Origin of the sequence: Rubripirellula amarantea, from assembly GCF_007859865.1 — a bacterium.
In the GTDB taxonomy this organism is placed as follows: Bacteria; Planctomycetota; Planctomycetia; order Pirellulales; family Pirellulaceae; genus Rubripirellula; species Rubripirellula amarantea.
In genome coordinates, this window is record NZ_SJPI01000002.1 from 847,679 (window position 1) to 872,507 (window position 24,829).

The following is a 24,829-nucleotide window of genomic DNA, read 5'->3' on the forward strand; positions in this document are numbered from 1 at the left end:
CGGATCTAGCATGTACGTCTTTGAGAACCCGGTCTTACAACGCGAATTGTTGGTGAACCTGCGTACCAAGCGGGCGTTTCTGTTGTTGGCGGTTTACCAGTTACTGCTCGCTGCGGTGGTTCTTGTCGCGTGGCCGACCGACGAACGACTCGACCTGACTTCGAACCCACCTTCGGCAAAGAAGCTTGTCAATTTGTTCTTCCTCGGACAATACGTGATCGCATCGTTGATGGCGCCCAGTTTCGCGGCGGGCACAATCACGGGCGAAAAAGAACGTCGAACTTACGAGATGCTACTCGCATCGCCGCTGCGTCCCGGTGCGATAGTGCTGGGCAAAATGGTCGCGTCGTTGACCCACCTGGGCATGTTGATCTTGGCATCGTTGCCCATCATTGTGCTGTGTCTGCCGTTGGGTGGTGTGAGCGTCTACGAAGTGCTGGCGGCTTACCTAGGGCTTATCGTATCCGTCATTCTGTTCGGTGCGATTGGTGTGTTGTGTAGCAGCTATTTTTCTCGCACCAGCAATTCCTTGGTTGTCAGCTACCTGATCATCTTGCCGCTCGTGATGGGAGCGGTGTTGATGTGGAACGCATTGGAGGGCAACGGAGAGTTGCGACTCAAGGTTACGCTGCTAATCGTTCCAGCGTTTGTATTGTCAGCGGTCATCTTGATGTGCGCTGCAGCCGCGGGACGGATGCTGTATCCGCCAGACGTTGGCAGCGAGGGCAAAGAGGTTATCGACTTGGAACGTGAGGCGGCCGAAGCGGTCGGTTTGGTGATCCAGCCGGACCAATTTCCCGATCGACTTTTTGCACCACCTAAGAAGAAGGAGCTGATGCGAGACGGTGCGAACCCCGTTTATGACAAAGAAATCCACAGCGAGATTTTCAGTCAAGGCACGCTGATGCTTCGTCTGGTGATCCAAATCAGTATGCTGTTGGCGATACCGCTGATGGGCGTCTATCTGTTTTGGCAAATCGATCGTTGCGCATGGTTTTGCGTCTATGTGATCGTCTTCAACATGCTCGTCGGACCTGTGTTTTTAGCCGGTAGCATGACCAGTGAAAGAGAACGTCAAACGCTGGACTTGTTGCTTACGACGACGTTGACGCCCTGGCAGATCCTGTGGGGTAAGTTCATTGTCGGATTCAGAATCTCGGCTGTTCTGACGGGTTTCTTACTTTGGCCATTGCTTCTTGGAACCGCATTGAACATCAGCTTCTGGTCCAACTGGCTTGCTGTTGTTTTGTTCTTTGCAGTGGTGGTGATGGTTTGCTTGGTGAACGCCACCATTGCGATGGCTTGTTCGTTATTTAGCAAGAAAACTTCCATCGCATTGTTAAGTACCTATGTCATCTTGCTGTTGCTCTATGTGGCACCGCCGACGTTGTTGTCACTGATGCAGATCCTCAATTTGCAACCGGAACAGATCGGCAAAGCCGTATGGTTGGGAATCTCCAGCCCGTTTTCCGCGTTGTTCTCGATCCCTCTTGATGCGAATCTCAAGCGCGAGCCGGATGAGTTGCCCGCCAACGTGGGTGACCTGCGTATCGTCGCGTCGTACTTCGCCTTCAGTGCTGTGATGGTCGCCGGAGTCGCGGCCGCGATGATCTTCCGACTCAAGGCACGACGTGGCCTGTCCGAAGGCTAGTGATCCAAGCCAAGTGTCTGATTTCCCGAACGTATCTGGGTTTCCTGAGCGTGATGGTCTGGTTTCACGAGCGTGGTTTTGTGGTTTCACGCGTTGTGAATCTGTGACGGTTCGAACGGTTGTTCGTGGTAAGACCAGTCGGTTTGTTTGTACTGAAGGTACCACCGTTCAGGTTCGCAGCGATCACGCCGATTAGTTGCATTAAGGCATTCACCGTAACTAGGGTCGCGACCGTGTGAGCAAATAGCTCGTTCGCGGGTCGTCCGAACAATGCAAACAATCACGATGAGCAAGGATGCCATGAAACGCCTGACTATCTTCACCAACGGTCTACTCGCGATCTCGTTTGCGGGTTGCGCAAGTGTCGGTTTGGAATCGCTGCCGATGTGGCCCCACGCATCGTCGGACGAAATTCTTGAAGCTGGCCCGGTCGTCCTTGAACCCGAAACCCCACCCGCGGTCACCCCTGCGCCGGCGACAGCGAAACTTACGGCAAAAACTCCGTCCCTTCAAACGGTTGCCTACACGTTTGATGTTGAAGGCGGCGAAGATGGCGTGGTTATTTCTGCGGTTGCTCCACCCCAGGAAAGTCTTGCCGAAAAGCTGGCGTTTGCACCAGTCGGGTTTCCCGAGTTGAGTTCTGCAAACAACGATGCACTTCCAAACCTAGCGCAGCTACCGGTTGACGGTTCAAGTGCCAGCCCGACGTACACGTTGGAAGCACTCGAGCAACTGGCTTTGGCAAACAATCCTGCCATCACCGCTGCTGCAGCAACGTCAAGCAAAGCTACGGGACTATGGAATCAAGTCGGGCTGCGTCCCAACCCGACACTTGGCTATTTCGGTCAGCAACTCGCCGACAGGAACACTGACCAGCACGGCATCTTCGTTGAACAAGAGTTCGTACGAGGCGACAAGCTCAAACTCAATCAAGCCGTACTCTCCCATACCACCAACGCGCAACGTTGGGAGATGGAAACTCAACGCCATCGAGTATTGACGGATGTACGCACTCGCTTTTTCGAAGCTGTGGCCGCTCAGCAACAACTCGATGCGACTCGAGATTTCGAGACCATTGCACGACGCGGTGTTCAGGTGTCCGAGGATCGCCGCAAAGCAGAAGAAGGCACGCTGATCGAAGTGCTGCAATCGGAAACCTTGCTAAGCGAAATCACGCTCGCGGCAAAACGTTACGAAGCGACCTATGCGGGGGCGTGGAATGACCTCGCTGCCATCGCTGGGATTCCCGACCAAGTTCCGGCACGATTGATCGCCGACTTGAGTACTCCTCAGTCCGCACCGGATTGGAACAGCACGTACGACGAAATTGTCGCGCAAAGCCCTGAACTCTCAGTCGCCAACGCGTTAGTTTGTGAGAAGTCGGCATTGCTCAAGAGGCAAGAAGTTCAGATGGTTCCCAACCTCACTGGCCAACTCGGTGCGGGCTATGACAATGGAACTGACTCGGGAATGATCAACGTCCAAGTCTCGGCACCAATCCCTGTATGGAACAAAAACCAAGGCAATATCTCGGCGGCTTACGCGGACTACACACGAGCGATCGAGAACGTGAAGCGAATCGAACAAGGCATCAAGTCTCGTTTGGCTCGCGCGGCTCAAGAATTCGACGCCTCGATCGAAACGGTTCGAACGTACGAGAACGAAATTATTCCGCAAGCCAAGAAGAGCTTGGAGTTGTCCGAAGAAGCCTACCAAGCGGGCGAGTTGGACTTCTTGCAAGTGCTGATCGTTCGACGCAGCTACTATGAATCCACGGTTCGATTTATCGAGGCGAAAGGGCAATTGGCGCAAGCGAGTGCCAAGGTGGACGGGTTGCTCCTGACCGGCGGACTGGATGCTCCGCAGGACTACACCGATGGCGATGGAATCCGTGGGGCCTCGTTTGGCGGCCAATAGGCCTTCCTAGAATTGCTGGCACAACATCTCGCTGGTCCGACGTTCGACCATGATCAGTGACCGTGATGTTCGAGCACAATCTGTCCACGCTTTGGACAGATGCTGTCCAAGCATGTGCGAATCGCGTTTGGCATCGCTCGGCCTGCCGCGCAAAGCGAGATATCCGCGAGAGTGCTTTAGGTGGACTCCCGCACGAGCAACGTCGACGGATTCGAGTTGTGCAACGGCGAATCTGACTCTTACCGACCCCGTGGCATGGCTCTTGCTACCGGCTTGATCTCTGGGAAGGTCGCATCGGCGACGTCGACGACTTGGGGGATACGATGAGACGCACAATGTCAGAGCCGGTGTTAAACTATGAACACGTGACCGTCCCGCGAGTTCCCCATGGCATCCAGACCGCGTGGGATGTTACCTCTGCGAGCGATACTGCTCGTCGACCCTGGCCGAAAGCGGAGCGTCACTTTCCGCGACTTCACCACTGCTTGCTCATGTCCAACCGTATCTCAGCTCTCTCGACGATCCTGCGTTCGCCCATGCGGATCTTGGGCTTAGTGCTGATGCTGGTCTTTATCGCGGAGGTGGCCGTCATGTTCGCGTTGCCTTACATGGTACCGGGAACGCTGAGTGCCTCAGGCGAAGCCGTCGTCGACGCGGTCCTGCTGACGCTCGTTTGCGCACCAGTGCTATGGTTGGTAATCATTGGTCCGCTGCGAAGAATCGCGATTCAAGAACACGAACGAAGTGAAACGATTGTCGCCAACGCTAGCGAGAGTATTTTGACGTTCGATCGTGATGGCAGCATCCTTTCCTGCAATCGAAAGGCCACCGAGTTATTCGGGATCGATGTCGAATCTTTGATAGGGCGATCAATGCAATCTTTGCTTCCGTCTCTTCCCGTGATCCCCGATCAATTGCCCGCGGAGTTTCGTGTCGATGCCGCAACGCCCGAAGGAAACCGTTTTCCGGTTCAAATTTCCGTCAGTGAGTATCCATCAGAATCTTCTCGGACCAGGATTGCGATCGTGCGTGACCTGACCGAATCGGAGCGAGCGGAACAAGAGCGAATCACGATGGCTCGAGAAACCGAAGCCTTGCGAGCTCAACAAATGGCAACGCTTGCCCAATTGGCGACGGGGGTGGCGCACGAGATACGCAATCCGTTGACCTCAATCAAGATGCTAGTCCAAGTCAACCGCACCAAATTCGCTGACGAAGGTTTGCCGACGGACGACTTGGAACTGGTCGAGCAAGAGATTCGTCGGATGGAACGTTCGGTCAATAGTTTGCTGGATTACGCCAGGCCAGAGAAGTCCGAGTTTCGTAGCTTCCCGATTCAAGATGCTGTTCAAAGAACCGTTCAGTTGGTCGAAGCTCGCTGTAAGACCCAGAACGTGCACGTGCGAGTCGAGGCACCGGACAACGCGATTTGCATCGAAGGCGATGCGGCTCAGATCAAACAACTGTTGCTTAATTTGGCTCTCAATGCACTCGATGCGATGCCAAGCGGAGGCAACTTGATCATCACTGTCAAACGCGATCAACATCGCGTCGACGTTTCAGTTTGTGACGACGGGATGGGGATCAGTGACAAAGTTCTCGATAAGTTGTTCTCGCCCTTTGTGACGACCAAAGAGAGTGGTGTGGGGTTAGGTTTGGGGATTTGTAGGCGAATTGCTGAGGCTCACCATGGCACGCTTACCGGTGTGAATCGTGATTGCGGTGGGGCGACGTTTCAGTTGACTCTGCCAATCGTCGCCCAGGACCCTTCTGATACCAGTACCGAATCTGAAAGTGATATCTCGGTCCACGCTCAGGAAAGTTCATGCAAAGCCTCTTAGTCATTGATGACGAAGCTTCGATCCGAAAAGCGTTTGAGCGAGCTTTTTCGAGCGACACGACGACGGTACTGTCGGCGAAAAACGCGGCCGATGGCGAAGCCGTGTTTGCTGACGCGAAGCCTGACGTTGTCGTGATCGATTTGAGTTTGCCCGACACATCTGGCCTGGAATGTTTCAAGCGTCTGCGTGAGATCGATCCTCGTGTTCCCGTGATCTTTATCACGGGACATGGAACGGTTGAATCCGCAATCGAAGCGACCAAGCTGGGTGCTTACGACTACCTTTTCAAGCCACTGGAATTGAGCGAGATACGTGCTCTGCTCGACAAGGCGTTTAACCTCAGTCGTATGGTTCGGGTTCAGCCACTGCTCGCCGACGAGGAAGACACCGTTGCCGATGCGATCGTGGGTCGTTGCAATGCAATGAAGGAGGTCTACAAGGCCATTGGTCGCGTTGCTTCGCAAAACCTAACCGTGTTGTTGCTTGGTGAAAGCGGGACCGGCAAAGAGGTTGTCGCTCAAGCAATCTACCATCATAGCTCTCGTGCCTCCGGTCCGTTCCAAGCGATCAACTGTGCTGCGATTCCCGACACGCTTCTCGAAAGTGAGATCTTCGGTCACGAGAAAGGTGCCTTCACCGACGCCCAACGTCAACGCATCGGTAAACTCGAACAAGCTGACAAGGGAACGCTTTTCCTGGACGAAGTGGGAGACATGTCGCCGCTCACGCAAGCCAAGTTGCTGCGCGTTCTGCAGGATCAAACGTTTGAGCGTGTGGGAAGCAATACGTCAATCAAAGTCGACGCGCGTATCATCGCCGCGACCAATCACGATTTGAAGCAGCTCGTTTCCGAAGGCTTGTTTCGATCGGATTTGTACTTTCGGCTCAGTGTTGTCACGATTCACCTGCCGCCACTTCGAGAACGCGGCGACGACCTGCGAGTGCTTTCGGAGTACTTCCTTCGCAAGTACAGCAACGAGTTTGGCAAGGATATTCGATCGCTCGCCCCCGAAACGCTTGAACTTCTGCAGCAATACCATTGGCCCGGCAACGTTCGAGAACTCGAAAGCGTCATGAAGCAATCGTTGCTGACCGCGCGAGGAAACGTTTTGCTTCCCGAGTTTGTACCCACACTATCGGATCAAAGCACCTATTTCTCCGGCAATCGAAACGATGGCGAGTTTCTAACGGAATCGTTTGTGGCCGACCGCTTGGAACAGGGTTCAGAGAACCTTCACGCGGAAGCCATCGCCCGAGCAGAGAGTCAACTGTTTCGGCAGGTCCTCAAACATACCGCTGGAAACCAACTCAGAGCGGCGACGATCTTGGGGATCTCGAGAGTCACGTTGCGAAGCAAGCTGAAGTCACTTGGGATCGACGCTAGCGACTTCGCCTGATTCGATTTCGTCTCTATCGACGCTGATCTACGTTTATGCAAAGTGATAGTGAATGAGATGGTGGGCGGAGGCTTTCGCCTACAGTCTCGTCGCAATGAGGCATTCATCAACACGACTGCTGATCAGGTGAAGTTTCCCGATCACCGCCCACCGTGAGTCGTCGTAGGGTCAGAACGTCATTGAATTGGTCTCGCGGGGTCGTCGGTCGTCATCGAGATTGAGTCCCCGCGCAAACCAAGGGTAAACGCAAGGCACGAACAACGACGTCAGCAGCGTGGACGTGACGAGTCCGCCAATCACCACCGTTGCGAGCGGTCGCTGCATTTCAGCTCCATCGCTGGTCGACAAAGCCATCGGTAGAAAACCCAGACTGGCAACCAACGCCGTCATCAGCACCGGACGCAAGCGAACCAACGCCGTCTCATGGGCGACCAATCCCAATGGCATGCCGCTTTCGCGAAGATGTTCGGCTGCACTCACCCAAACCAAGCCGTTAAGCACCGCGACACCGAACAGCGCGATGAAGCCCACGCCCGCCGAGATGCTAAACGGCATCTCTCGAAGGTACAAAGCAATCACTCCGCCTGAGGCCGCCATCGGCACCGCCAAGAATATAAGAAACGCCAAGCGCATGGATCCAAGGCTGGTGTGCAGCAGCAACATGATGATCACCAGTACGATGGGTGTGATGATCGCGAGCCGACGACTAGCGGATTGCAGGTTCTCGAAGTCCCCACCCCAGCGAATCTCGTAGCCAGAAGGGATATCGACCTTCTCGGGAATCACTCGCTGCGCTTCGGTGACAAAGCTTGCCACATCGCGCCCGCGAACGTTTGCCGAGATGAAGGTTCGACGCCGGTTGCCTTCGTGTTCAATCGTGGGCGGTGTCTCCTCCAGTCGAATGTCCGCCAACTCTTTCAACGGAACTGCTTGACCATTGGAATCGGTCACGGGCACTTGCTCTAACAACGAGAGCTTTTCTCGCCACTGCTGTGGGACTCGAACCATGATCGGATAACGCGCTCGTCCTTCATAGATTTGTCCGACCTGATGACCACCCAACGATGAGACGACGTCCAAGACCACCTGAGCGTCGATACCGTACTGGGCGAGCGCTTGAGGCTTCGTTTTGATAGTCAGCGTTGACAGGTTGGCTTGATAGTCGGCCTTCACGTCGACCGCACCAGGAATCAAACGCAGTGCGGCCTCAATTTCTTTACCCTTGGATCCTAGTACTTCCATGTCGTCGCCATACAACAGCACCGCCACATCGGCTTTGACTCCCGCGACAAGCTCGTCCACACGCATTTCGATCGGTTGAGTGAAACCGAAAGCAACTCCGGGCACGTTATCATTTAGTTCATCCGACATTTCCTCGATCAGCGCGTCACGTGTTTTGGGCGTGGGCCAACTTTGAATCGGTTTTAGCAATACCCAGACGTCGGTTTGGTGGACGCCCATCACATCGTTCGCGATTTCTGGCCGACCTGTCTTCGAGAACACCGTCTTCACTTCAGGATACTTTTTGAGGATGTTTTCGATTTGCGTTGACATCTCGATCGAACCTTCCAGCGTTGCACTGGGCAAACGCGAGGCTTCGACCAGCAGATCACCCTCTTCCAACCGAGGCATAAACTCCGCCCCCAGGTTCGCCGCCATCGGCAAGCTAATGGCAAAAAGTGTCAGTGCGGTAGCGATCGTAACAACGGGGTGTTTGATCGCACGCGTGACGACCGGTTCGTAGAACCACTTGACGATCCGAACCACCAGCACGTCCTCTTCCTTCATCTTCTTTGGCAAGAAGATCGAAGCCATGGCCGGCATGAACGAAAGCGACAAAATCATGGAACCACCCAATGCGAATAGCACGGTTAACGCCATCGGCCGAAACAGCTTGCCTTCCGTTCCTTCGAGCAAGAGAATCGGTAAGAAGACAACTGCGATGATCAGTTCACCGAACATCGTGGGTTTTCGAACTTCCACCGCGGCGTCACGGATGATGTCTTCGTGCCTAGCGTCGCCATTGTCGTGCGATAGCTTGCGGATACAGTTCTCGACCATGATCACGCTGCTGTCGACGATCAAGCCAAAGTCGATCGCACCGAGACTCATCAAGCTGGCCGTCACACCGGACGCCAGCATGACGTTGGTGGCGAACAACATCGAGAGTGGAATCGCGAGCGCCACGATGATACCGGCTCGCAGGTTGCCCAACATCAACAGCAACACAATGATCACGAGCATCCCACCCTCGGTCAGGTTGGTGAGCACCGTCTTGAGCGTCCGACCGATCAAAGCTGCACGGTCGTAGGTAACCTCCAGCCGGACTCCGTCAGGCAGCGTCGATTCGATTTGTTGAAGTCGATCCTTAGCTGCCATGACGACCTCGCGAGAATTCTCGCCGATCAGCATCATCACCAGCCCAGTCACAATCTCGCCGCGACCGTCGCGTGTTACGGCACCTTGCCTGGTCATCGGTTGGATGCTGACCCTGGCAATGTCGCCCACCAAGATCGGATTGCCGTCGGCCTCGCGCCGCACCACGACCGCTTCGATGTCTTCCGCCGATTCCAACAGGGAAACGCCGCGGATGAAGCGTTGCTCGCCATGATGAATGACATAGCCACCGCCCGACGTGTTGTTATTGTTTTGCAACCGCGCGAACAGCAGATCCATCGGAATGCCATAGCTTGTCATGCGATCGGGATCCGGCTGGACTTCGAAAGTCTTGTAATAGCCGCCGTGCGTATTGATCTCCGTAACACCATTGACCTCTCGCAGCCTTGGCGAGATGTCCCATTCCAACAACGTGCGAAGTTCCATTGGTGAATGCGTCTCACTGCGGACTTCGAACTGCAGGATTTCACCAAGCGCTGTCGTCAACGGTCCGACGGTGGGAGTTCCGTATTCTTGCGGAATCACCGCCGCGGCATCGGGAAGCCGTTCGGCGACCAATTGGCGGGCTCGATAGATGTCGGTGCCTTCTTCGAACACAATGGTGACGACGGAGATTCCGAACTTCGAAACGCTGCGAAGCTCTTCAACGTCGGGCAGTCCGCCCATGGTGTTTTCAACTGGATAAGTCACATAGCGTTCGACTTCTACTGGGGACAGCGATCCCGCATCGGTGACGACTTGCACTTGCACATTCGTCATGTCAGGTACGGCGTCAATCGGAAGCTTCAAAGCCGAGTACAAACCGGCTCCCGCCATCAGCAACGTCAACATAATGACGAGGCCGCGATTGATGACCGAGAATTCAATGACTTTGGTGAGCATGTTCGCAGTGGATTGGAGATTTAGCGCCGCTAAGACTTCTGACTACTAGGACGATTGGCTTGGTGAGGGCAGTTCAAATGGTTGGTTCTTTCCGCTGCGTTTAGGATCGCAACGGTGCAACCTATTCCTCGCCCTGAAGCAGTAGTTCAGACTTCAGCAAGAATGCACCGTGAGTGACCACCAGTTGGCCGGGTTCTAAACCTTGGGTGACTTCCACCCAATCGTCGGATGCATGCCCCGTCGACACGTCCACTCGTTTGAAGGTGCCATCGCTCTCATCGACGAACACGAACGACTGGTTCTCGTGCTGGACGACCGATTCGGGTTTGATGGAAAGACTCTGCCGAGCTTTTCCGATCGGAATGGTGACGCGTACGAACATTCCCGGGCGAAGCAATCCTTCATCGTTTTCAATTTTCGCGATCAAAGGAATAGAATTCGTATTGGATTGCACTTCGCGACCAAAGTAGTGAACCCTCGCTTCGAACACGCGATTGTCCAACGCGGGAACCATGACGGAAATCAAGGTTCCCCGGCTAAGCGACACCGCCGACCAATCGCCTTCACGGATATTCGCGGCCACGTAAAGCGAATCAGTATTGGCGAGTACGAGAAGTGAATCTCCACGAGATACTCTCTCGTTGTTTGCAAACGCTCTTGATTCCACCGATCCAGAAAACGGTGCGCGAACTTCAAGCCGTGCTAGTGCTTTCTCGTTGCCAAGATTTACCGTCGACTTATCTTCCCGATATCCCAGAAGCATTTCTACCGATTGCCATGCCAAGTTCAGTTGACGATCGGCTTCCGAGAGGTTGGCCTCCGCATGGATCCTCGCTTGATCGGCTTGAAAGGCTGCTTGATCGCGAGCGGTTCGGAACTCGGTTTCGGCTAACTGACGCTCGGCTTGGCGTTCTCGAATACTTCGGCCAGAAACGGATCCCGAATCGGCCAGCGGCTGAATCTTCTCAAGAAGTTCGCTCGCCAATCGCATACGGGCATACGACGATAGAATTCCCTGGCGATAGCTACCTAAGGCTCGATTGCTGAACGCGGATTCAATCTCTTCGACGGACTGTTGGTCTTCGATCATCAATGACATTTGTTCCAGGTTTTTGGAGATTGCGAGTTCTCGCTCCAATACCTGCTGAGCGATTTCGCGTTCTTTCTGTCGCTTCAAAACCTCGGCTCGAGCTTGACCGATTTCGGGACTGCGGATCACGGCTATCAACTGGCCGGCTTGGACTTCTTCACCAGGAGTGACAAGCACCTCTGACAAGATCCCGTCCATGGGTGCCTTTACGTCGACATGTTTGGTTTCGTCGTACCGTATGCGACCGGGGATGGTGTGAACGTGCTCGACAGCTTGCATCTGTGCCGGCACCGTTTCGAACCTGCCCGCGACCAACTTCCCTTGGGGCAGCGTCAATGAATCCGGAATCGTTGGATCTTCGGCAACTTGTTCGTCGCTCTCGGATACTCCACCTGTGTTGATCTGATGAACAGCCAGCCAACCTGACGCTAAGACCAACATCACAAACAAAGTAGGCCCGACCTTGGCAAGAACGTGCAGCCAACCGTTCTTCGACGAGGAAGTGGATTCAGGCGTTTCGGGCACGTTGGGCATCTTAGATTGCTGGGTAAGCGCGTTCGGAGTATGGGCTAGCCCACTTCCTACGCACGAACTGTGCCACTGCTGAAAATCTCGCTTTCGCTACGTTTTGGCGGTAAAGGAGTAACAGACGCTGAGAAAGAGAAAGACATTCACCACGTGAGTGGACAGAATCTGTCCACTTCATGAACGGCCTTCCAACGCTTGCCGATGAGTCACGCCGATGAGTCACGCCGACGTTTCGCGGTTATGCAAAGCCGTGACGTTAAGCCGCCGGCGACGCTCGTCGCAGAGTGACCGGCGCATCGAGACTCGTCGATGGCGACCGACGCGCTAACGTTTCGCCGTGGCTTCGATCAGCTCAAAGCTATCCACCAGCACCGGTTCAGCCGACCATTGGTTGGTGAAGAACACAGTGGCGGTTTTGGCATTAGGACCGGTTTTGAACTGGATGCTCTTTCGGTGCCAGTAATTCTGGAAGAACCGAACCGTCTGGAAATCACCGTCGTAATTTTTCACACCCAACCACGCGTCATGATAGACGTCTTGGTAGTTTGTTGCCGGAGCTTTGGCATACGCCGAAACGATATAAGTTGTGTTGGGTTTCACGGCAACGGTTTGTTCGATCGCGCCTTCCCTATTCGCTGCAAGACTGACGTGGCTGCTGCCAGCCCAGCTTTCCGCTCGCTCTTCTTTTAAAACGACGTCGCCGGAGACGTTCCAACCATCGAGGTTGTGATCAAAGATCGGGTTGGTCAACAGATTGTCTTGCTTCCAACAACCCTCAGTTTGCTTATTGCTTTGCCAGACTCTGACATAGTCGACCGAGAATTCTTGGCCGCTATTTGGAAAATCGCTCGGCTTCAGTTTCGCTGGATCGACTTCCCATGGAAATGTTTCGGAATCCAACCAAACTTTCTGGTCGTGATCAACGACCCACTTATCACCGATCTCTTCCTTGGATGCACAGCGAACCAAAATTCCGTCCACGAAGATCTTTACTTGGTTCGGACCCCATTCCATTCCATAGACGTGAAAGTCACTTGCGACTTTGAATGGCAATTGATGCTCGTTGGTCCAAATGCGTTTTCCGTAGGTTGGCGATCCGGGAACTCGCCAGTCATGAAACGAAGATTGCAATCGATGGGACGCATCCGTGCTATCAGGATTATGCCCGTAATGCTCGAACACATCCAATTCGCCACTCTCTCCGATGGACCAAAACGAACTTGAGATTGGTCCTTCGGCTGCTTTGCATCGGGTTTCTAAGTATCCATACAAAAATGAGTGTTTCGAAATGATGGCTCCCGAGGTGATGTTGGCATATGGGAAGCCGCCAAACACTTCGTCTGCAAATTCATACTCCGGTTGCCACCTCGAAGTGATTACTAAGTGTCCATCAGCCACTTGAACGTTAGCCGGAACGAACTGTGATGGTGCGCGTCCTTTGAAACGATTGGCGTACTCGCCGTTGGTGCCTTGAACGAACCACTTATCAGAATCAATCTCAGCGCCATTGAATTCGTCACTGACTAACGAAAGAAGCTCCCACTCGCCTTGATTGTCGGGATCCGAGAACGGTGGTTGGGCGAGCGCTAAGGAATCTAATCCCGTGACGATCAATCCTACCACGCAAAGGATCCGCAATAATTGGTTTCGCATCGGGACTCGCTTAACAAATTCAATGAAGGAAGAAGGAATTCTACGCGTTGTTGAGCTCGAATGGGATCAGCGAAGAGAGAACGACGCGCCAGGCCGATTGTAATGATCTGAAAATTGCAGACAGTTAGATTGTGATTGAACTTGCGGCGGAGGGGAACGAACTACAGCGTTTCAACTGAACAAATAGTTGAGAAAGTCGCCTTCCATTGGGCACACCTCATCGGCGATTTGCGTCGTGGTTTAGCACACCAATCAACGAAGAGGTTTCTATAGGTTTGGAAAATCAGTTGATTGCCGAGAACGCACTGCTGGCAATCGGATGGGAGTCGAAGAATCCGGTACATGGACCTAATGTTGATTCGCTGAGCTCAATATCCAAAATCGAAAGATTGTTGGTTGCCAGCGAATGACCGTGCCGCACGAAACCGACTTTTCTGGGACCCTTCCGGCGGTGGGTAAGTGTGTTGCGAGCGATCAAGAGGTTACGAGATTGTGGTCTAGTCTTTACGTTAACCTGCGGCCAGGTTCGATTCGAACGATGCTGCTGATGCCGCGTCGCGATTCGCGTTCGTTTCGTGCCCCCTGGAAGAAACGCCTCGCAAACTGGAAACTTGCATGCACAAGGCGGCTCTGTTGTCCATTTTCGGATTCGTTTCCGTACCCATCATTAGAGGAATCATTCATGTCTGTTAAGCGAGTTGGGATTCTCACCGCTGGGGGCCTCGCGCCCTGCCTTTCGTCTGCCATTGGGGCGCTGATCGAGTCCTACACTGCCAAGGCACCCGAGGTTGAGATTCTCTGTTACCGATCGGGTTACAAAGGGTTGTTGCTGGGTGACAGTTTCATCGTTTCTCAGACGATTCGCGATAATGCCGCCGTCTTGCACCAACATGGCGGCAGTCCGATTGGCAACAGTCGAGTGAAGTTGACCAACGTTGCCGATTGTGTGAAGCGTGGACTCGTCAAGGAAGGTCAAGATCCGCTGCAGGTTGCAGCCGAGCAATTGCAGAAGGACGAGGTCGACGTACTGCATACGATCGGTGGCGACGACACCAACACGACTGCTGCTGACCTGGCCGCATACTTAGCCAAGCACGACTACGACTTGGCGGTGGTCGGTCTGCCCAAAACGATCGACAACGACGTGATCCCAATTCGGCAAAGTTTGGGAGCATGGACTGCGGCTGAAGAGGGAGCAAAGTTCTTTGAAAACGTTGTCGGCGAACACAGTGCGAACCCCAAGATGCTGATCGTCCACGAAGTCATGGGACGCAATTGCGGATGGTTGACTGCGGCGACAGCGGCTAAGTATCGCGAGCGACTCGATGCGCTCAACTTCTTGCCTGAAGTTGGTCTAACGCGCGCCCGTCGTGAAATTCATGGCGTCTATGTTCCGGAAATGCATTTTGACTTGCAAAAGGAAGCGGAACGTCTTCACGACATCATCGAAGAAACTGACTGCGTCAACATCTTTATCTCCGAAGGTGCCGGCGTGGACGTGATCGTCGAAGAGATGGAATCACGAGGCGAGCAAGTTCCCAAGGACGCATTTGGTCACTACAAGCTTGACGCAGTGAATCCAGGCAAATGGTTTGGCCAACAGTTCGCCAAGATGCTTGGCGCCGAAAAGACGCTCGTGCAAAAGAGCGGTTACTACAGCCGTGCTGCTCGCGCGAACGCCGCGGACATCGAGCTGATTGGACGCTGTGCCGCCAAAGCTGTGGAGTGTGCCTTGACTCATGATGGTGGCGTGATCGGTGAAGATGAAGATCGCGGCAACGAATTGCGAGCGATCGAATTTGAACGCATCAAGGGTGGCAAACCATTCGATATTAACGTGCCATGGTTTGGCGACTTATTGACCGCCATTGGCCAACCCAAGGGCGCCGTCGTGGAAACAACTCACGCCTAATCGCGAAAGCTGGATGGGCGAAGTCGATCCCAATGAGACCAAGCTAAATCCAGCCGTTTACAGGCATCGTTCTTGATGGCGATGCCGTGTAATCAGGCGACCGCATGTTGCGGCGTCGAACTTCGCGTGAGCCATGGTTGCAACATCACAGCAACCACGATGATGAACGCCCCCGTGTAAAAACTAGGGCTTAGATATTCGTGGTCACGGAAAAGTAACGCACCAAGGATGATGCCGTAGATTGGTTCTAGGTTGTTCGCGAAGTTGATCGTGAACACACTGAGTCGCTGCAGCAGGCTAATGTAAAGTCCGTACGCAAAGATCGTGCAGACCAAAACAAGAATCGCGATCCATACCCACTGCATGGGCGTCAACAACCAATGCTCGGACCCGAGTCCCCACTGGTTGATCTCTGACAACCCCAACACTGATGCGCACAGTATCGACGATCCGACCATCTGGTACGACACGATCACGCGAGTCGGCGCGAGATCAAAGAGTTGTCCGTTGAAGATCGAGAAGACACAGGCCAGGACCGCGGAACCAAGCGCCACGACTATACCTGACTGGAACTGAGTTTCACTGCCGTAGATCAACGCTACCCCCATGCCACCGATCAAACCCAGTATCAAATTCGCGGGCACGAATCGAACTCGGCGGATCATCATTGGTTCCAAAAGAGCCGTCCAAAACGAAACCGTTGCCATGCCAATCATGCACACCGAAACGGACGAAATTTTGACGGCCACAAAAAAGGTAATCCAGTGGGCACCAAGGATCATGCCGTTACCAATCATGAGCATGGCAATTTTTGGTTGGATCATCATGCGAGATCGCAACAATGTCCCCAACACCAGAGCGGCCAAGCCGCTGCGGGTAATGACCAGCTCGGTCGCGGTCAGATCGATCAGTTTTCCCAGGACAGCGGTCATGCCCCACATCAAGATCACGCAGTGCAGCTTTAGGTAATCAAGCACGATCGATCGCTATGGAAAAGATGAGAAGCCCAGTCGGTCAACATTTTTGGGTTGTACGTTTGGCGAAGTTTAGGCGAAACGCGAGGATCAAAAAACGGGTGAACTACTAGGCTGAGTACCCACCCACTCGCGGACGAACGTTAACCTAGAGTGATTCTGCCTCGTTTCACTGCGGTGCCGCCCATGTCACTTCCCATCTGGACCTGGATCCCGTTAGGTTTCATCGTTTTTTCGGTGGCGGTCGATATCATCGCACTCGCCGTTACCTTCCGCGAGCGACGACCCATTTGGCCTTTCGAACCTCTCTTGGATTCCGAGCCGACGGGCTCAGCCGAATCGTCACGCAGCCTTGGCGAGCCACACCATGCCTATCGTTCAGCCTCGGACCTGAGCGATGCCTTTCCGATTTCTCCCCAGGCGATGAGGCACGGCGCCGACTTTAATCAACTCGGATATGAGTATCTTGGCGCCTACCGTCATATCAAACGTGGTGTCTACCACATTCGTTACGATGCCATGATCTCGCCCGACCGTTTCGTCCTTGTGATGATCTCTTCGGGCACCATCATCAAGCTCCCTGCGAACAACGTCACCATGGTAAGCCTCGGAATACCACGGGAATCGGTGACGGGAGAGCGCGAACCTAATTCGCTTCACGGCATCATTTCGATTACCAACGAGTCTGCCTTCGGCTATGACTTCCTGGATCGAACAAGCACCATGGTGTTCCCTGGTGCAACGGCGGTCGAATTGCAGAATCTGCACGCACGGCGCTGGAACGATTTCCGTCCTCGTCGCTTTGGGCCTGACCCAATGAAAGAGTACCAATACTATTGCATGGTAAACGCAGATGAGGCTGAGCAGAACGGCTTGGTGCGACGTGTTGATGAAGACCCTAATATGCAACTGGCCTACCCATGGCCTGCCTTCGTTAGTTTTGTTGCGATGAAGCGTTTCATGTACGGTCGCCGACTTTGGCCGCACCGCTGGCGAGTGAAGAAAGAACTTCCTGACTTTTCAACGTGGGAATAGCTCGCTCTAGCAATTCATGCAAACGCCGGACACCCACAACGAAGACCACGCGATTGTGCACGCCTATTTGGCTTCACGCCAATTCAACCGCGTCGTACGGCGTGGATTGAATCAGAAACGGCGAGGCTTTCGCACGAGGACTTCTTCGTGCAGTTTTTACGGCGGGGTAGTTTCGATGATGCTGCTGCTAATCGGTACTGTTTTGGTCACGTTAAGCGTAATCTCGTTGATGGATCGCTTTTCACATCTCGTGAACACTGCCGACTTTACAGTCACCGCTATCACTTTTCAGACAGTCTGCTTAGGGCCAATGATCAGTATCAGTTTTGCGACCTCGATGGCTATGTTTTGGCACCGAGCTTTGTTTTTGCGAGTCGCAATGGCTCTGGCGATGATCACACCAGCCTTCGCGGTATTCACAATCGTAGGCGGAATCGTACTCGATTGGATCCCGATGCGAGAGCTCAAGATGTTTGCCACGATCTTTCTCTCGCAGTTCTTGTTCTCGGCTGTAGCGGCGTTGGCGGTACAGTTCTTTAGTCGTTGGACGTTGACTTCAAAGCGTGCTGCGAATGCACCGCCGCTCGGCCCCATCGGGTTATCCGCATTCTTTGAGTTAACCGTTTTCTTCGCGATCGGGTTTGCGGCGATGGTGGCACTTGACGAGGACGATGTAGTTTACGGAATCGCATTCTTTGGCGCATGGGGATTGCTATCGACGCCCGCAGTAATCGGTGTTCTGATCGCTTCACTGCGAGGCAGCCGACGTTTCACCATGGGTTGGATTGCGGCCTTTGTGTTTTGCTTTCTCTGCGCCACGATGATCAATGGCTATATCGCGATTGAGATGTTTTCTTGGAACGGGTTGCAGCAGAATGTTGGCGTCGTGCTGCTGGTTTCAATCTATGGCACCGCGATGATGCTCGCTGTGCTGTACCTATCTATTCGCGTTTTAAAGCATTTCAACTGGCAGTGTGTCAATCGCCGCCAATTCAAACCAATGTAAGGGACCGAGTATGAATCCTTACTCTCCACCGTCGTCGGCAGGACGAAACACTCTGCATGACTGTCCCGTTTGCGGATCTCAGGTTGGATTCATTCGCTACGCGTTTCCGCTTGGTCATTGCCAAACCTGTGGCAACTACTTGACGATTCGGAATTGGAACCGCAAAAGTTGGATATGGTTGTGCGCAGGGTGCGTAATGCTCGTCGTACCGATTTTTGCCCGAGGGATGGGCTGGATCGCTTTCACTCCGCCGGTAGGTTTCATGGTCATCGGCTTTGTTGTCGCAGTAATTCTTAACGACAGAATCTTTGGTCGCTTGGTGCCAGCGGTGTGCTGGGGCTGGTTCGCGCTCCACGACGACGATCGACTTGCCTCGACCAGCAATGACACTTGATCAAGCGTTCGTCGGCAACATGGTTTGCCAGAGGCGGAAAATGCGCGCCCTGGTGAAACTTCGTTTGTGCCATGGTCAGTAGAGTTCTGTGCTTTTGACCAGCGAGAGGTTCAGCGATGTTACGCAATGATTGGATTATTGATCTTACTGACTGGTTGACCGAGCCGCCCTCGGGCGGTCCTTTCCAAACATGGTGCGTCGGCGCAATGTTGTCTGCCGTAGTGACGGTCTATGGTTTGAAGTGCTGCATCGTACAACGAGCCACGACAATCAACTTGGCGAGACGTGGTTCCTATCACCTGGGCCAAGATTTTTGGTTTGAAATTTCCGGTTTCAGCGCCGTGACATTCGGTTGGTTACTCATCAGCGTAGGAATATTCATGCACTTTCAATGGTTTTGGGGAAACCATCCACGTTTGATTCCGTTCTACGAAATCGGAAAGTACTCAGCGGTCGTCTCGTTCATCTTCGCCACCCTCGCTCATGCATCTGCGATGATCGCCGCTACATAAATCAACCAACCAAGCTTCTTTGCCCAGCGAGAAGATTCAGCGAGAAGATTTAACGGGCGGCGTCGCGCTTGTTTTGTATTTCTAGGATGCAGTTGTTGATGTAAGTCGCATGCTCGGGCCATTGCGTTGCTGCCTCGCTGTAAGCAATGATCGCTTCGTCCCAATCGCCTCGGCTATCAAGGTTCGCAGCAGCATCGATGGCATCCTCGACATTGTTGTGAACGATGGCTTTCGATTCAGATTCATCAAAATAAAAGTCTTCTGGCCAGTCGAGCTCACCGACGTCCATGAACTTGTAGCATTTCGGACACGTTTGAGTCGTCCCGTCTTCGATGGCAGGAAACTCACTGGACTCACCACATTCTTCGCACTCCGCTGTGATGGGTGGCGCGTCTGCGAGTTCCTTTTGACGTTCGACCCGCTGTTGTTCATATTGTCGAAGCAGTACGGTGGCCTGATCAAGATCCGACTGATCGACAAACACCTGCGGTTTATGGGTCTGGCTGACGGTACCGAAGATGCCCACCCCCACGGTCGAATGATCTTCTACGGCATAGGCTTGAACCCCGTGGTATTCGAGCCATGTCACGATTGAATGCGCCGCCAAATTTCCGGTGGCGGTGTACGCGAGCACCGGCGAAGGTATGTCGTGATCTTCCGAATTCAAATTTTTGGCCGGTTGGCTAGATTCGGAATCACTTGGCGGTTGGTAGGGGTTCTGATTCATGGTCGAGTGCGAAGGCGTCAAAGTGGATGTGACTAATCAGCAACGGTTGATCTGCAGGTCGCGACCGAGATCTTGAGTGTCCACAGTGTAACAAACTCACTCCATCGCCAATGAGCATCGCGATCCAAACATTTTCGAATTTAAGGGGAATACTTACGCGTTTCGGCTGCCTACCGTTGAGAAATTTGCACTGCTGAACAATCATCGTAAGTCGTATCAAATGATACGAGGTCAATAAATCAACGAAGATGATTCTTGCGTGCCGGTTCGCAAGTTCTCGCTTTCAGTGATTGATTGCATTGAACACGGCAGCGCCGATTACACTTTGGCACTGAGTATTCATCTAGACTAAAGATCTTCTACCGTTTCCCTGTCATCGCCGTTTCCCGTCCTATCATCGAATCATGCATCGCGTACCAGTACTCACCCTTGCGCTTCAGAGTGCGATCGTCCTAACATCTTGTCCTTTGCCAAAAGCCGAGGCTCAACGTCCAAACATTCTGATATTGATCGGAGATGACATCGACCGCGATTCCCTAAGCCCATGGGGCGGTCAAGCTCACACGCCCAACTTGGATCAATTGGCCAGAGATGGAATTCGGCTGGACCGAGCCTACGTGAATGTTGCGATGTGCGCCCCGTGTCGCCAGGAACTGTACAGTGGCCGAACCGCTTGGCGGACACGTGCGATGCCAAACCATTCCAAGTCCGTTGCCGGTACTCGAAGTTTGCCGCACTACCTGCAACCACTCGGGTACCACGTTGGATTATTGGGCAAAAAGCACATTGGTCCCAGGGATGCTTATCCGTTCGACAACGTTGGAGAGCTTCCGATGAAGGAGAACCCCAACCCCAAGGCCGTTCGACTCGCAACGCGGTATATGACCGCCGCTCGTGATGCCGGAAATCCGTTTTGCTTGGTGGTCGCCTCTCACGATGGCCATAGTCCCTACACGCACGGTGCAAGCGACCGTTACAACACAAACGAACTGGATGTAGCAGACGATGCTATCGATACACCGATCTATCGGAATAGCTTGGCGAAACATCTTGCCGAGGTCACTAACTTGGATGATTTACTCGGTGAACTGCGGTTAGTGCTTCAACAGGAAGGACTTGCGGACAATACCTTGGTGCTTTTTTGCAGCGAGCAGGGCAACGCGTTTCCATTTTCCAAATGGACCTGTTTCGATGGTGGGTTAGCGACGGGGATCGTGGCGGCGCTGCCCAGCGTAATCCCGGCCGGCAAAAGCAACGATCAAATTGTATGGCTATCGGATATCGTTCCGACGTTGATCGAAGCCGTTGGCGAGCATCCTTCTGAAAGTGACTTTGACGGACGCAGTCAGTGGGCGAACTTCACCGGAGGCGATCAGGCTGTGCACGAGTATGCCTTTGGAGCATTCTCGAATTGCAACATCATTGACAATCGGGAACGCATTTTTCCAATTCGCAGCATTCGAGACAGGCGTTTCACGCTGATTTGGTCGCCATTGCACGCTAGCGGCATTACATCCAACGTGACGCTAAGTCAGGCGTTGGAATGGGTGCAAAACGATGACGCGACGATGCAGAACGCTGATGTCGCTGGTTCTTGGGTTGCCAAAACGAAAATGACTCAGCATCCGCAACACATCAAGTTAACTCGTCGCTTACACCACCGGCCTGAATGGGCATTGTACGACCGTGATGCCGATTCAAACGAATTGAGAAACCTGATAGATGAACCCGAGTTTGCTGACATTGCCAGTGAGCTTAAGCGAGAGCTCATGTCGTGGCTAAATCATTGGGAGGACTCCGATCCGGTTGCAACTGAACAAGGTTTTATAAACGCAAAATGATGCGAATGAATTGTCGCATGGCGTTGCAACCATCATTGCGATACTGAATGCTGGTCGTCTTGAACGGTCTCGCGAACCATACGACCTTACGAATTCGGGAATCCGTGTTCGGGAATGCAAGCTCACGCCATCTCGCACCTTCGTAGGCTGTCGTCGCATGAAAGCCTTTGCCAGATAATTCGACTCGAATGATCGACCATGAAAAGAATTCGCCGCAAAATCTTGCTCCATGATTTGTCCGAGGTAAATGATGAGTTTGAGCGGCTACTTCGTATGGGTTACGTCCAACATGGAAACTGGTCGCTCGGCCAAATGGGGCAACACTTGCGGTTGACGATCGACGCCAATGTTGATGGTTACCCCAAGTGGATGACGATCGCGGGTTTTCCGCTACGACCGCTGCTACAACGATTGGTTTTGCCGCGATTGTTGCGAGGTGACTCACCTGCGGGAATTCGCACCGCGCCTCGTTTTGTACCGCCTGAAGGTTTGGATGACACTGCCGAAGTGCTGGCCCTCGCGCAAAGTATCGAACGATATCAGCTCCACCGAGAGCGGCTGCATCCGCATCCCGGATTCGGTCGATTGAGTCCTGATCAGTTCGACCGTTTTCACGCCGCCCACGCTTCTCACCATCTTAGCTTTCTTGGCGACAAAACAGATCAATAGTCAAACGTGTCAATTGGCGATGGGGTGAGCGATGTCGTTGAAAAACTGACAACGCTATATTTCAGAACGCGGTGCAATCAAGCCGCTAAACTGAATCGAGGGTGATCGCTGCGATCTGACCGATGCGCAAGATGAGCGTGAGGACATTGTTGTCGTGAACTATTTGCAGTCTCAGGCCTTTTGCGATGCGAGCTGACGAATGAAATGGAATAGAAAACGCCTAGCGTTTTTATCAACAGCACTAGTTCTCTCGTTCTCGGTTTACGCCGTCACTCGCTACGCAGTCAATATGCCGGAGAATCAGCGTGGCTATGATGCGATGGACTATGTTTCATTGCACGGCAACATTCAATACGAGACTTCTGCAAACGTTGAGCCTCGGCCAGTCGATGTGGTTGGCGTTTACCTTATTGAAGGTTCTGCCAATCCAACCATGATTCGGTACTTACGTCATTTGCCAAACCTTCGCTCGATTGCGGTTGGTCCTGACTATCGGTCCGTTGTGCTAGGGACATCGACTACTCGTTTGCCGACGCTAACAGAAGTTGCCGAAGAAGATATCAAGTTGTTGCGAGCCGCTTTTCCCGAATTAGATGTACGGACGGTGACACCGCAGTTGAAGTGATCTTTGCCGCGAAGGTGACTTCTATTGCATCACTGTGATGGTTTGCAACCTGATCAACAGTGACGCGGGGCCCTAGTACTGATAGCGAATAGCTGAATGATACGGCAACTAGTTCACGCTTGTTAACCTGCGGATGAACCGGGGAAACGTTTCGTACTCAAGAATATTTGATCTGCCGATCAAGCTCGGCTAAAGTGAACTCACTGTTTTTGGACTTGGTCATCCTTTACAAAGTGTCTTCCGATGGCAAGCGAACTACCTGATGAGCTCAATGGTGAGTGGGAAGTTATCGAATGTCACGTTGGTGGTGTTGCCAACGAATCGAATGTGGGATCAAAGATCATCATTTGCGATGGCTTCATTCGTGATATCCGCATGCCTGAATGGCCGGTTTATTCTTACGAGGTCGATGACACGCTGTCGCCCAGTCGGATGAAGTGGCAGCTAGTTGGGTTCGAATCGTCTGGCGTTATGAAACGCCTCCCGATGGCGGTGCCTTCGGCCTCAGGAATTTACGAGCTGGGAGACGATGAGCTGCGGTTTTGTTGGTCGCACCCTGGTCATCCCTTCCCCGAGACATTCTGCTCGTCCCAGGATCCCGATTGTCATTTCTACATCTATCGCCGCACAAAAGTGAAGTGAAATCACCACGCAGAAATTATCGGCAGTCCTAGAGGCAAAGCGACGAACCATCAAAATCAGCTTCGCCCGCCGAGGATCGCAGTGGCAATGACACCTTTTACCTATCCCCTACTATGAAGACCAACGTCCACTCGGTCTCCGAATACCTTCAATTGCTTCCCGACGAGCGACAGGCCGTTGTTGCGAAGTTGCGGAAAGTAGTCCGAGAGAATCTCCCACGCGGATTCACGGAGTGTATTAACTACGGGATGATCGGTTACGTGGTTCCGCACTCGCGATATCCATCGGGGTATCACTGCGACCCTTCGTTGCCCTTACCGTTTGTGAACCTAGCGTCCCAGAAAAACTACGTCGCGGTTTATCACATGGGCATGTACGCGGACGTGGACTTGTTGGATTGGTTTGTGGCGGAATACCCACGCCATTGTTCTCGGAAGTTAGACATGGGGAAATCGTGCATTCGTTTTAAGAAGATCGATGAAATCCCGTACGAACTAGTGGGCAAATTGGCGGCCAAGATGAGCGTCGCAAAATGGATCAAGATTTACGAGTCTCAAGTCCTCAATGGAGCGAAATAGCAAAAGGAAAGTCCTCTAGTTATTGTCCAACTGCGGTGCAAATTTCGACGAGGAATCCGTTGTTGTCCAGGACATAGGCGATTGTTTGTCCCCATGGCATGGTTTCGGCATCTTGAATCAGCTTCGCTCCGGCCTTGGTCGCTCGCTGCAATGCGGCAGGTACATCGTCGGTTTCGAAGGCAATCTCGAATATCGGAGATGCGGAGTCGACGTTGCCCGGATGCTTTCCCAGTTGCGTCATGAGCTTCTTGGAAGAAAACGATAGAGTCGTATCGCCTGTCGACAATTCGCCGTAGTCACCGGATTCGTGAAGCATCTTGCGTTCAACGCCGAACGCCAAGGTGTAGAAATCGAGGGTTTGGGCAACGTCTTCAACATAGAGGATTGTGTAACGAAACTGCATGGATACGTCCTTCATACGACGGTGAGTTAAAGCTATCGAGCGACGCACATGCGATAACTGTTTCCGCGGTGACATCGCTGCATCGCAGTGTAGCTTTTGCGTGTCGAACGTTCTTCTGATTCGATGAAAATCGTGCGTCAGGGCAACACGATCGC

21 protein-coding genes are annotated in these 24,829 nt (G+C 53.1%); 14 read left to right on the forward strand and 7 right to left on the reverse strand.

Annotation, left to right across the window (positions count from 1 at the left end; translation table 11 throughout):
- Positions 1 to 10: 10 nt before the first annotated feature.
- The 4 genes from Pla22_RS16530 (at position 11) to Pla22_RS16545 (ending at position 6,806) form a co-directional block, all read left to right on the forward strand.
- Complete coding sequence (locus Pla22_RS16530; protein WP_146515926.1) at positions 11 to 1,651, forward strand: ABC transporter permease; 1,641 nt, start codon at positions 11 to 13, stop codon at positions 1,649 to 1,651.
- A 300-nt stretch (positions 1,652 to 1,951) separates the two neighbouring features.
- Positions 1,952 to 3,568 carry a TolC family protein gene (locus Pla22_RS16535; protein WP_242632105.1) on the forward strand — a complete coding sequence of 539 codons (1,617 nt, stop codon included), beginning with the start codon at positions 1,952 to 1,954 and terminating at the stop codon, positions 3,566 to 3,568.
- Positions 3,569 to 4,059: 491 nt separating this feature from the next.
- On the forward strand, positions 4,060 to 5,409 hold the full coding sequence (locus Pla22_RS16540; protein ID WP_165440710.1) for a sensor histidine kinase: 1,350 nt from the start codon (positions 4,060 to 4,062) through the stop codon (positions 5,407 to 5,409).
- The gene (locus tag Pla22_RS16545) at positions 5,394 to 6,806 is read left to right on the forward strand and encodes a sigma-54-dependent transcriptional regulator (protein ID WP_146515929.1); all 1,413 of its coding nucleotides are present in this window, start codon (positions 5,394 to 5,396) and stop codon (positions 6,804 to 6,806) included. The genes Pla22_RS16540 and Pla22_RS16545 overlap by 16 nt, the downstream gene beginning before the upstream one ends.
- A gap of 168 nt (positions 6,807 to 6,974) precedes the next feature.
- On the opposite strand, the gene Pla22_RS16550 is transcribed toward Pla22_RS16545, so the two are convergent.
- From Pla22_RS16550 to Pla22_RS25275, 4 genes are all read right to left on the reverse strand, one after another.
- Positions 6,975 to 10,085: an efflux RND transporter permease subunit gene (locus tag Pla22_RS16550; RefSeq protein WP_146515930.1), complete on the reverse strand. Its 3,111-nt coding sequence runs from the start codon at positions 10,083 to 10,085 to the stop codon at positions 6,975 to 6,977.
- Positions 10,086 to 10,206: 121 nt separating this feature from the next.
- On the reverse strand, positions 10,207 to 11,709 hold the full coding sequence (locus Pla22_RS16555) for an efflux RND transporter periplasmic adaptor subunit (RefSeq protein ID WP_146515931.1): 1,503 nt from the start codon (positions 11,707 to 11,709) through the stop codon (positions 10,207 to 10,209).
- 318 nt (positions 11,710 to 12,027) lie between these two features.
- A complete protein-coding gene (locus Pla22_RS16560; RefSeq protein WP_146515932.1) occupies positions 12,028 to 13,356 on the reverse strand; it encodes a family 16 glycosylhydrolase in 1,329 nt (442 codons plus the stop codon).
- A 504-nt stretch (positions 13,357 to 13,860) separates the two neighbouring features.
- A complete protein-coding gene (locus Pla22_RS25275) occupies positions 13,861 to 14,040 on the reverse strand; it encodes a hypothetical protein (protein ID WP_165440711.1) in 180 nt (59 codons plus the stop codon).
- On the opposite strand from Pla22_RS25275, the gene Pla22_RS16565 reads away from it, so the two are divergent.
- A complete protein-coding gene (locus Pla22_RS16565; protein WP_146515933.1) occupies positions 14,039 to 15,268 on the forward strand; it encodes a pyrophosphate--fructose-6-phosphate 1-phosphotransferase in 1,230 nt (409 codons plus the stop codon). The two genes, Pla22_RS25275 and Pla22_RS16565, sit on opposite strands and share 2 nt — an antisense overlap.
- 92 nt (positions 15,269 to 15,360) lie before the next feature.
- On the opposite strand, the gene Pla22_RS16570 is transcribed toward Pla22_RS16565, so the two are convergent.
- Complete coding sequence (locus Pla22_RS16570; protein WP_242632106.1) at positions 15,361 to 16,245, reverse strand: DMT family transporter; 885 nt, start codon at positions 16,243 to 16,245, stop codon at positions 15,361 to 15,363.
- Positions 16,246 to 16,428: 183 nt separating this feature from the next.
- On the opposite strand from Pla22_RS16570, the gene Pla22_RS16575 reads away from it, so the two are divergent.
- The 4 genes from Pla22_RS16575 (at position 16,429) to Pla22_RS16590 (ending at position 19,189) form a co-directional block, all read left to right on the forward strand.
- Positions 16,429 to 17,277, forward strand: a complete 849-nt coding sequence (locus tag Pla22_RS16575; protein WP_146515934.1) for a hypothetical protein — start codon at positions 16,429 to 16,431, stop codon at positions 17,275 to 17,277.
- A gap of 175 nt (positions 17,278 to 17,452) precedes the next feature.
- Entirely contained in the window at positions 17,453 to 18,283 is an 831-nt protein-coding gene (locus Pla22_RS16580; protein ID WP_146515935.1) for a hypothetical protein, read from the forward strand.
- Between the two features lie 10 nt (positions 18,284 to 18,293).
- On the forward strand, positions 18,294 to 18,677 hold the full coding sequence (locus tag Pla22_RS16585; RefSeq protein ID WP_146515936.1) for a hypothetical protein: 384 nt from the start codon (positions 18,294 to 18,296) through the stop codon (positions 18,675 to 18,677).
- 116 nt (positions 18,678 to 18,793) lie between these two features.
- A complete protein-coding gene (locus Pla22_RS16590) occupies positions 18,794 to 19,189 on the forward strand; it encodes a hypothetical protein (RefSeq protein ID WP_146515937.1) in 396 nt (131 codons plus the stop codon).
- Between the two features lie 49 nt (positions 19,190 to 19,238).
- On the opposite strand, the gene Pla22_RS16595 is transcribed toward Pla22_RS16590, so the two are convergent.
- Positions 19,239 to 19,916, reverse strand: a complete 678-nt coding sequence (locus Pla22_RS16595; RefSeq protein ID WP_242632107.1) for a hypothetical protein — start codon at positions 19,914 to 19,916, stop codon at positions 19,239 to 19,241.
- A gap of 467 nt (positions 19,917 to 20,383) precedes the next feature.
- Here Pla22_RS16595 and Pla22_RS16600 point away from each other — a divergent pair, with 467 nt between their 5' ends.
- From Pla22_RS16600 to Pla22_RS16620, 5 genes are all read left to right on the forward strand, one after another.
- The gene (locus Pla22_RS16600) at positions 20,384 to 21,757 is read left to right on the forward strand and encodes a sulfatase-like hydrolase/transferase (RefSeq protein WP_165440712.1); all 1,374 of its coding nucleotides are present in this window, start codon (positions 20,384 to 20,386) and stop codon (positions 21,755 to 21,757) included.
- 198 nt (positions 21,758 to 21,955) lie between these two features.
- The gene (locus Pla22_RS16605) at positions 21,956 to 22,426 is read left to right on the forward strand and encodes a DUF1569 domain-containing protein (protein WP_146515939.1); all 471 of its coding nucleotides are present in this window, start codon (positions 21,956 to 21,958) and stop codon (positions 22,424 to 22,426) included.
- A gap of 199 nt (positions 22,427 to 22,625) precedes the next feature.
- Positions 22,626 to 23,051, forward strand: coding sequence for a hypothetical protein (locus tag Pla22_RS16610; protein ID WP_146515940.1), 426 nt, complete (start codon positions 22,626 to 22,628; stop codon positions 23,049 to 23,051).
- Positions 23,052 to 23,294: 243 nt separating this feature from the next.
- Positions 23,295 to 23,693 carry a hypothetical protein gene (locus tag Pla22_RS16615; RefSeq protein WP_146515941.1) on the forward strand — a complete coding sequence of 133 codons (399 nt, stop codon included), beginning with the start codon at positions 23,295 to 23,297 and terminating at the stop codon, positions 23,691 to 23,693.
- Positions 23,694 to 23,806: 113 nt separating this feature from the next.
- Complete coding sequence (locus tag Pla22_RS16620; RefSeq protein WP_146515942.1) at positions 23,807 to 24,271, forward strand: DUF1801 domain-containing protein; 465 nt, start codon at positions 23,807 to 23,809, stop codon at positions 24,269 to 24,271.
- 19 nt (positions 24,272 to 24,290) lie between these two features.
- On the opposite strand, the gene Pla22_RS16625 is transcribed toward Pla22_RS16620, so the two are convergent.
- On the reverse strand, positions 24,291 to 24,674 hold the full coding sequence (locus Pla22_RS16625) for a VOC family protein (RefSeq protein WP_146515943.1): 384 nt from the start codon (positions 24,672 to 24,674) through the stop codon (positions 24,291 to 24,293).
- Between the last annotated feature and the right edge of the window lie 155 nt (positions 24,675 to 24,829).